Origin of the sequence: Spartinivicinus poritis, assembly GCF_028858535.1 — a bacterium.
Taxonomy (GTDB): domain Bacteria; phylum Pseudomonadota; class Gammaproteobacteria; order Pseudomonadales; family Zooshikellaceae; genus Spartinivicinus; species Spartinivicinus poritis.
Map to the genome: position 1 here is coordinate 1 of NZ_JAPMOU010000096.1, position 8,225 is coordinate 8,225.

General features: G+C 37.3%; 5 protein-coding genes. 1 reads left to right on the top strand and 4 read right to left on the bottom strand.

Annotated elements, in window-relative coordinates; translation table 11 throughout:
* Window positions 1-177 precede the first annotated feature (177 nt).
* The 3 genes from ORQ98_RS28235 to ORQ98_RS28245 form a co-directional block, all read right to left on the bottom strand.
* On the bottom strand, window positions 178-1,023 hold the full coding sequence (locus tag ORQ98_RS28235) for a transporter substrate-binding domain-containing protein (protein WP_274692175.1): 846 nt from the start codon (window positions 1,021-1,023) through the stop codon (window positions 178-180).
* A 133-nt stretch (window positions 1,024-1,156) separates the two neighbouring features.
* Window positions 1,157-2,860: a sphingomyelin phosphodiesterase gene (locus tag ORQ98_RS28240; protein WP_274692176.1), complete on the bottom strand. Its 1,704-nt coding sequence runs from the start codon at window positions 2,858-2,860 to the stop codon at window positions 1,157-1,159.
* 559 nt (window positions 2,861-3,419) lie between these two features.
* A complete protein-coding gene (locus ORQ98_RS28245) occupies window positions 3,420-4,163 on the bottom strand; it encodes a helix-turn-helix domain-containing protein (protein ID WP_274692177.1) in 744 nt (247 codons plus the stop codon).
* Between the two features lie 122 nt (window positions 4,164-4,285).
* On the opposite strand from ORQ98_RS28245, the gene ORQ98_RS28250 reads away from it, so the two are divergent.
* Entirely contained in the window at window positions 4,286-5,770 is a 1,485-nt protein-coding gene (locus ORQ98_RS28250; protein ID WP_274692178.1) for an FAD-binding oxidoreductase, read from the top strand.
* Between the two features lie 114 nt (window positions 5,771-5,884).
* Here ORQ98_RS28250 and ORQ98_RS28255 read toward each other — a convergent pair whose 3' ends face one another.
* Window positions 5,885-7,915 carry a hypothetical protein gene (locus ORQ98_RS28255; RefSeq protein ID WP_274692179.1) on the bottom strand — a complete coding sequence of 677 codons (2,031 nt, stop codon included), beginning with the start codon at window positions 7,913-7,915 and terminating at the stop codon, window positions 5,885-5,887.
* Window positions 7,916-8,225: the final 310 nt, after the last annotated feature.

An 8,225-nucleotide genomic window follows, 5' to 3' on the forward strand; every position in this document is an offset into this window, starting at 1 on the left:
CACTTGCTTTCCTTTCTGACTAATTGACAAGCGATGTATTTTGGAGGAGTTACAATCTAAAGTCACGATCTGATTAAATTATGTCCAGATTGGTTGTATTCTCACCTTGAAAGGGCTGGTGATTGGTAGGTATGGGTTCAACTCATTGCAGTATTAGCAATGAGTTGAACCAGGAAGTTAATGAAGCCAGCGATTAACGATTTTATCGTATTCACCACTAGCTTTTAATGCTTTCAACTCTTTTTCAAATTGATTAGCAATATTTTTTAAATCAGGGTAGTTTGATTTTTTAATAAAAGGCATAGGGTAGCCTTTTGAAAATAGTACGGCTTTATATGGCTCTATTTTATCCTTTACACCAATCTGCTTGACTACATATAAACCAACCGATTTATCCATTAAACAGGCATCTAGCTGTCGAAGGGCAAGCTTTTTCATGCATCTTTTAGGTGTGGTCATGATGATAAGTCTTTCATTATAGTCCTTTTGCTTAGCATTTTTATCATATGAGGTGTTGCCATTTTTATATGGAAATAGTTTCCATAGTTCACTGTTATAAGAAAAGCCTTTCAGTATCCCGATACGGTTAAATCGTTGATGGGCATCTTGGTAAGTACCTGCGACATTCTTTTTCGTTCCCTTATTGGCAAAAAAGACATACTCACTAAGCCATAAGTCTTCTTCCGGATACCATAAGTAGGGTTTTCTGGCATCTTTTCTTGAGACTGACATTGCTGCTTCAGCCTGACCTTGCTCTATTCTTTCCCAGACTTGTTGCCACCTTAATCCTTGAAACTCGACGGGTATATTAAGCTTTTTAAAAATAGTGGAAGCAATTTCAACATTAATTCCATTTACTTTATTGTCTGGTCCATCAGCGAATTGCCAAGGTGGCATAGGATCTGACAAGATTATGATTTTCTTTTGGGGGGCTATGTCGGCTCTAAAGAAAAACCAATAGACTCCGCCAGCAATTGATAAAGCGGTTAGTACAATTAATAATATTAGGATTATTTTCTTCATTGAAGTGCTCATAACGTATACAGCTATTTACTCTCAGTCTCTAGTGTAGCAGGTTAAGTCTGGAATAAAGCTGATTTTAGTAGTGATGAAAGTGACAGAGAGGAACAGTTATTGCTGTTCCTCTCCAGGAAAATTAAATTTTGTTGAAGTAAATGGGCCCAGCAACGCGGTTATAGCCATTATCATAAAAAAGATAAGCTTTGTATTTTCCAGGTGTACTCATATTTAATGTTACTTCTCCGCTAGTACCTGAAGTATATTGCCATGTATAGGAAGACTGTTGCCCTGGGGTATCACCTTCTCTATATACACCAACCCAACCACTGTGTCCTGAGCCTTGATAGCTAAAGGTATAACTAGAATTACTGATCGATTTGATTTCTACATAGTTAGGAACGCTGTTGTTTGCAGTAAATACAAAGTGTCCATGCTTGGCAAAATGATCGGATAAATACTCACCTAACAGATAGCCGCCATAACCATTGTTATCGTTGGTTTGTGGGCTCATAAAAGGCAAGACTTTAACGTAGCTGGAAATAGGTTGTTTATGAGCCTTTGAGTAAAGCACATAATCCAACGTGCCTGTACCACCTTCGGTGCCATCGTTTCTGGATTCATCATGGCTATTGGTTAATACGACACCTGGCTGATTTGATGGATTTTGAGCATTTAGGGAAGAGAGCATCGTGTTATAGATGGGTTTATGTTGAAAAACATTCATATCACCAGCGATGATGACAGCTTCGTTGGCAGGAATATTTTTCTTAGCAATAAATTTACCTAACTCTGTTATTTGCTCCATCGTATCGATATTAGCTGCTTGACTTGAATCCCATACAGTGTGTGTTCCAAAGATATGATAAGGCGTACCATGTTTTAGTATTTTGACATACCAGGCCCCTTTATATTCATTGTTAAAACCGCAAGGGCAATGAGAATAGGTAATGGAATCTTTGATTTCGTTACCTTCACTATCTGTTGCTATTGGCCACTTGCTTAAAATGGCAACTCCGCCATCATCAGAAAAGTGTTGGTTGCTTGGTTGATTTAAAGGACCTGTCCAGAAGGGGTGGGAGTTATTTAAAGCAGCACGCATATCATTACGATAGTCATCATTAAATACTTCTTCTAGCACAATGATATCGAATGGTTTGAGGTGAAATGGAATTTCATTTTTACGGTAACTGGCTTCATTAGCCATATGTCTTGGCATCCAGGTGTTGTAATTGATGACATCAATTACATTCTCTTTTGTGATATCTCCAGATGCTACATAGTTATTAGGATGATCTTGATTTAGCACTAAATATATCTGGTCATCACCAGTGCCGGTATTATATTGACGGTACTGAGCTTGAATAGTTTGTCCATTGCTTAAAGTAAAGGTAAATGTATGAGGGGTGTAGTCATCTGATAAGCTTGTGTTTGGAGAACTATTAGGCCCTTTTATTTTAGTTTTTATTGAGCTGCCAGAGCATGGCCAAGAGTAACAACTTTTAAGCCAGGTGGTAAAAGTAACTGTTTTTGATTGGATGGTTAAAGTGGTATCAAACTCAAATACTTTATTATAACCAAGTCCTTTATTTCTATTAAATTTGGCAATTGGGTTTGTAACTTTGTGAAAATCGCCATTTCTCGCATTGATGCTTCCTGCATTATTAGTCCAGTAGGAACTACCTAAGCCACCAACGGTATTGGTGGTATTGACATCAACAGCGTAATCGGTGTTATTACCGAAATAAACCCATGTTTCAGCGTTGGCTAATGTAGCTGAAAAGAAAACTGAAATAATAAATAGTTTTTTTATTATCGTTGATGATTTATATGAATGGCTCATATTAAAACCTCATACTAATTGGTAGCTGTGAAGGCTTATCTTTAATCCATAGTTTTTCCTGTTTTAAAAATTCCGTTTATTAGGATGTGCCAGTATTTGAGAGAGATCACATAGTAAACATGAAAGGTTAAATAAAAAAGTGATATTTGTTATAAAAATGTTTCAGTCACTTAAATTGATATGAGGTAAGTCGCCTAACTTATTGAGTTAAACAGGCTTTCTTAATATGTCAGAAATTTGTAAAGGGAAAACATAGCAGAAATGAAATTTAATATAGCCAATAGCAGTATTAAAAATTACTAATTAGAAGTCTAAACCTAATATAGGTTTTATTTATGTATAGCCATAATACATAAATTATTAAGTAACTTTCTGATATTAGTTAATAATTATGCGTTTCTCGCTTAAATTGACTCACTATGGAAAGCACCAGAGGCCGTGAGACAGTCAATAGTTCTATACTGGGTATTATTTTTAAGGCTATTTTCCTGCCGCTTGATCGCTGATATTAACGGCAGGTTGATAGTACTTAAATCATAGCCACATCAAACAACCTACTCTATTGCTTTTCACGCTTAAACTGATTCACCATTGAAAACACCCAGGGCCGTGAGGCAGTCAATAATCCTATACTGGTTTTTTCTTCTTCGGGTAAATGCAGATCAACTTCCACTAGGTCATTGAACTCTTTTGTCAGTTTTTCTAGTTTACGAAACAGTAGATTGCGTGAGGCTGTTGATAGCTCACCAAAATGAAACTGGAAGTGTTCTTCTGTCGTTGTAAAAGACGCTTTAAGAAACTCTGCTTTAACTTGTGCTTCATGCTGTTTTCGAATGGGGCCATTAGGGAGCCAGTCTATTTGCCGGTGAGTGAGTTGGCGTACCCGATTATTGGGTAACAATTCAATCAGCTTTAATTTATCGAGAGTTGTAAGTAATTTGATGTTTTCAATTGGAGCAATATTGTAGTGTTTTTCAATTTTTTTTGGTGGCCAGTCATTAATTAATAAATAGAAATAAACCAACAGTAGGGAGTTTTCAGCTAAAGCTTGTTCCTGTTCATTAGTTAATTGGGTTGAGCGTTCTGACTCGGCCATGGGGGTTTGTTTGGCCAGATCAAAAAAGGAAATATCCAGCCACTGGCAAATAGCCTCTAAACGTTTTAATGAGAAACTTTGCTCTGAGAACAGTCGTTTAACACTAGCTTCACTAATATCTAATGCTTGTGCCACATCACTGTAGTGAAAGCCACGGGCTTTTAGTTGCCGTTTGAGGGCGGTAATGAGTGCTTCAGTTTGTTGCATAAGTGTTAGTCTCAGTACATGTGTTGCTGGGTATTGAAAAGCAATACTCCTAATATAAGTATCGATTATCTTGGTAGAGATTGCTAGTGTAAAACTGTGTTTAATTACTGAGCAGTTTAATAATGACTAAGTTAACTCTTTTATCTAACAAGCAGAATCCGCCTAAGTGGGTCAATGATATACACTCTAAACTAAATCAAGCCTGTGTTGCTGATATTATTCAAGTAAAAACCATAACCGATGTTATTCAAGCTGTTCAGCAAGCTAGGCAACGTAAGCAACCTATTTGTGTGGCTGGTGGCCGTCATGCGATGGGAGGGCAACAGTTTAAAACCGGTGGTTTTTTGCTGGATATGAATCAATTTAATAAGGTTGTTAATTTTGACTTTGCAGCAGGCACAATTACGGTAGAAGCTGGTATGCAGTGGCCTGAGTTAATCAGACAATATCATGTGTTACAACATAAAACGGGAGTTGTATGGGGAATTAGTCAAAAGCAAACGGGAGCGGACCGACTGAGTATGGGCGGTGCTATAGCTGCCAATATTCACGGGCGGGGTCTGCAAATGAAACCCTTTATTCAAGATGTTGTATCTTTTAAATTAGTGAATGCTGAGGGTGATTTAGTTGTTTGTAGTCGCCAAGAAAACAATAAACTGTTTAATTTGGTTATGGGGGGGTATGGTTTATTTGGCGTTGTAGTTGAAGTCACTATCCAATTGGCAAAAAGGCAAAAGGTACAAAGAATTGTCGAAACAACGACGATTGATCAGCTTATTTCTCAGCTACATGAAAAAATTAAACAGGGTTATTTCTACGGTGACTTTCAGTTTGCAATAGATCCACAATCAAATGGTTTTTTGCAAGAAGGTATATTTTCTTGCTATAAGCCGGTATCTATAGATAGACCAATACCGAAACATCAAACAAGGCTGAGTAAAGACCAGTGGCAGCAATTATTACAACTGGCCCATACGAATAAAAGCAAAGCTTTTGAGCAGTTTCGTGACTTTTACTTAAAATCATCAGGGCAACTATATTGGTCTGATACTCACCAGCTAAGCATTTATTTGGATGATTATCATGAAAAACTTGACCAGCAGTTGAACGCTAAATGTCGTGGCTCGGAGATGATAACGGAGCTCTATGTGCCGCAAGCAAAACTCGCTGAGTTTATGGCAGATGCTAGACAGTTTTTACGCAAGGTTGAAGCAGATATTATTTATGGAACTGTCAGACTTATTCAGCAGGATAATGAATCATTCTTAAGTTGGGCTAAAGAAAATTATGCCTGTATCATTTTTAATGTACATACCGACCATACAACACTCGGCAGGGCCAAAAGCAGAGATATATTATGCGGGCTAATTGATATCGCTATAAAATATCAAGGCAGTTATTTCTCCACTTATCATCGGTTTGCTAGCCGGGCACAGGTGCTGGCCTGTTATCCACAGTTCCCCAATTTTTTACGGGAAAAACTCAAGTATGACCCAGATGAGCGTTTTCAAAGTAATTGGTATCAACATTATCGCCGATTATTTTTCGATAGGTTGGTAGATCATATGGAGACAATGAAAAGCAAGGTATGTGTAGTTAAAAGGTAGGTAAGTTGAGTGTTAATTAATTAAGTAGCAGTATAAAAATTATATTTGATTAAGAATAACCTACATATGACGTAGGTTATTCTTATTTCTTAGAAAAGAAAGCTTTGAAGTTTTTTACTCAGATCTAAGTTGTTTAGAGATGGCTAACGAATCCTCAAATTTCAGGTTTAATATCTGGTCTGCTTCGGGGGAGGCAGCATTATAGCCATTACTGAACTGTGTAGCAAAGTGTATCTGTAGGGCCAACCATGAAACGCGGTTTTCTTCAAAGTCAATAGCATAATATTGAAGGTAGTTGATAGCTTCCTCTACTGTATTAACCTCGCTAAGAGGTTTACGCTGATACTCCTCTTCTTCTTGAGGGTTAATAGTCAATGCGGCTGCCTCTACAGTATGCCATGTGTAGATATCGACTCCACCGGCATGTTGTTGAATATTTCCTGGTACTTTAACTTCTGTTGAGCCAGAGAAATGAGTATCTATAGCTGTAAGTTGGGCATTAGGTTGAGAAGCGAACCCTTTACTTAATACAAAGCTGACATACTTTTTTAACTCAATCAAACTGCCTTTAAATGCTTTAACATTAGCATAATCTTTTGGAGTCACAATGTCTTTGATTAAATCTTTTGAAATCCATACATCCCCCAAAAGGTCAGAAACTTCTTGGGTTATTTTGATCTCAGCAAAATGAGTTTTATTGGCTAAAAAACCTCGTCTAGGGGCTGTTTCATCTATAGTCAAAAGAAAGAAGTTGAACTGCGTGTTGCCCATAAGCGCAACATCTTTCGCATTTGTATTAGTGTTTCCTCTTTCTATAAAATCATCTCGAGAAAAAATCTCACCTTGGGCTTTATTTCTAAGCTTTAGTTCAAAGCTTGTTGCTAACTCAGAAAAGGGCTCTTGACCATCTGGTACTGTAGTGTAATGACGAAGAGAAATAGTATTTATAGCTTCATTATATTTATTTTTTGCTAATCCTTTTAATTTTGCTATTTTTTCGTCTAATTTGAGACTCTCTGATGTTTCAAAGTTGAGTTGGTTAACGCTGTTTCTATCTGTTGTGACTTTGTTTAGCATTTCATAAGGACGTTCTCTATCGTACTTGTCAAAACCTTCTTTAAATTCATTGTATAAATCTGCTGCTTTTTCAGGATATAAACCATCACGGCTACCACCGGCACCAACAGGATATTCGGGCTCAATACTAGTTATACTGCCTGTTTCAGGGTCAATTCTGACTTCATAGGTAACACTACCTTCTTCCCAGGCATTAGTATATTTAGCGTCATATACTATATATGTGATTTCTCCACTATCTACATATGTATTTTCATTGGCGGCGAAGCTGTTACCATCTTGAACGATGATATGGGTTGGATCATAATCGCCGCCATTATATTTATAAATGCCATCAGGTAGCTCGCCAATTGAACGAATTTCATCTTCTGCGAGTTCTTGTTCTAGTAGTGGGTTATTTTCAATTAAGTTAATATTAGGCTCAAACTGCACTGACTCAGGAATTTTAGTGAGTGGAGTAAATTCAGTGTTAGGAGAATTTGCTACTGTAACAATTGTTTCAGTTATCTCATCTGCTAAGCCTGCTAATGCTCTGTCTTGAACCCTAGTAGGCTTTTGATTCGTCGTAGTAGTAACGGCTTGCTCAGGTAAAAGAGGTTCCTGATCTTCTCTTGGTGGTTTAATTGGGCGTGGTTTTGCTCCAGGCTTAGGTTGAAGTACTGTGCCTATAGGTTTTGGGTTTTTAACAGTAGTGAGAATTTTAGTACCGACATTGCTGGGTTTAAATGAACTGATAGAAGGTATCGATGGTTTTTTGACTGGACTTCTTAGAAATAGTGCTTGAAAAATCATACCCAGCCAATCAACTCTGTCTCCAGGTATCGAAAACAGTGCGTCGGTATCACTAGGGCCACCCAAGTTGATTAAATACCTTGGTCTACTTTCTTGTTGAATAGGGTAAATTTGATCTGAAGGAAGAGGATCTATTGAAAGACCTACATTAGTAAATGTATGATTATGAGCTTCCAGGTAAAGCTTAGTGTTGTCTTTTACGAGTTGCTCGATACTACTGTTGTCTTGTAGGTGCAAAGATATAGCATGGTATGCTTCATGGGTAAGTACTTGCAATAATGATCGAGAGTCTGTTTTAAATAATCTTTTGTTAATAGTTACTATATTATTAGTGCGATCATATACAGCTTTTGTTAGTTGATTGGGATTGTCTGCAATCTGTCCAACAGTGAATTTTATATTTTTAATCCTATTGATGACTTCATTCGCTTCTTTTGAAGTGTTAGTAACCTCACTCTCATCGAAATTACTAATTACATAATCTGTTGCTTGACTTATATAGTTGTTAATACTCGATTCCGAAGTTTTTAATGCTTGACTAGCAGGATGAGGAAGACTTAAAGGGCTGGACTACAGGCATGGCTCC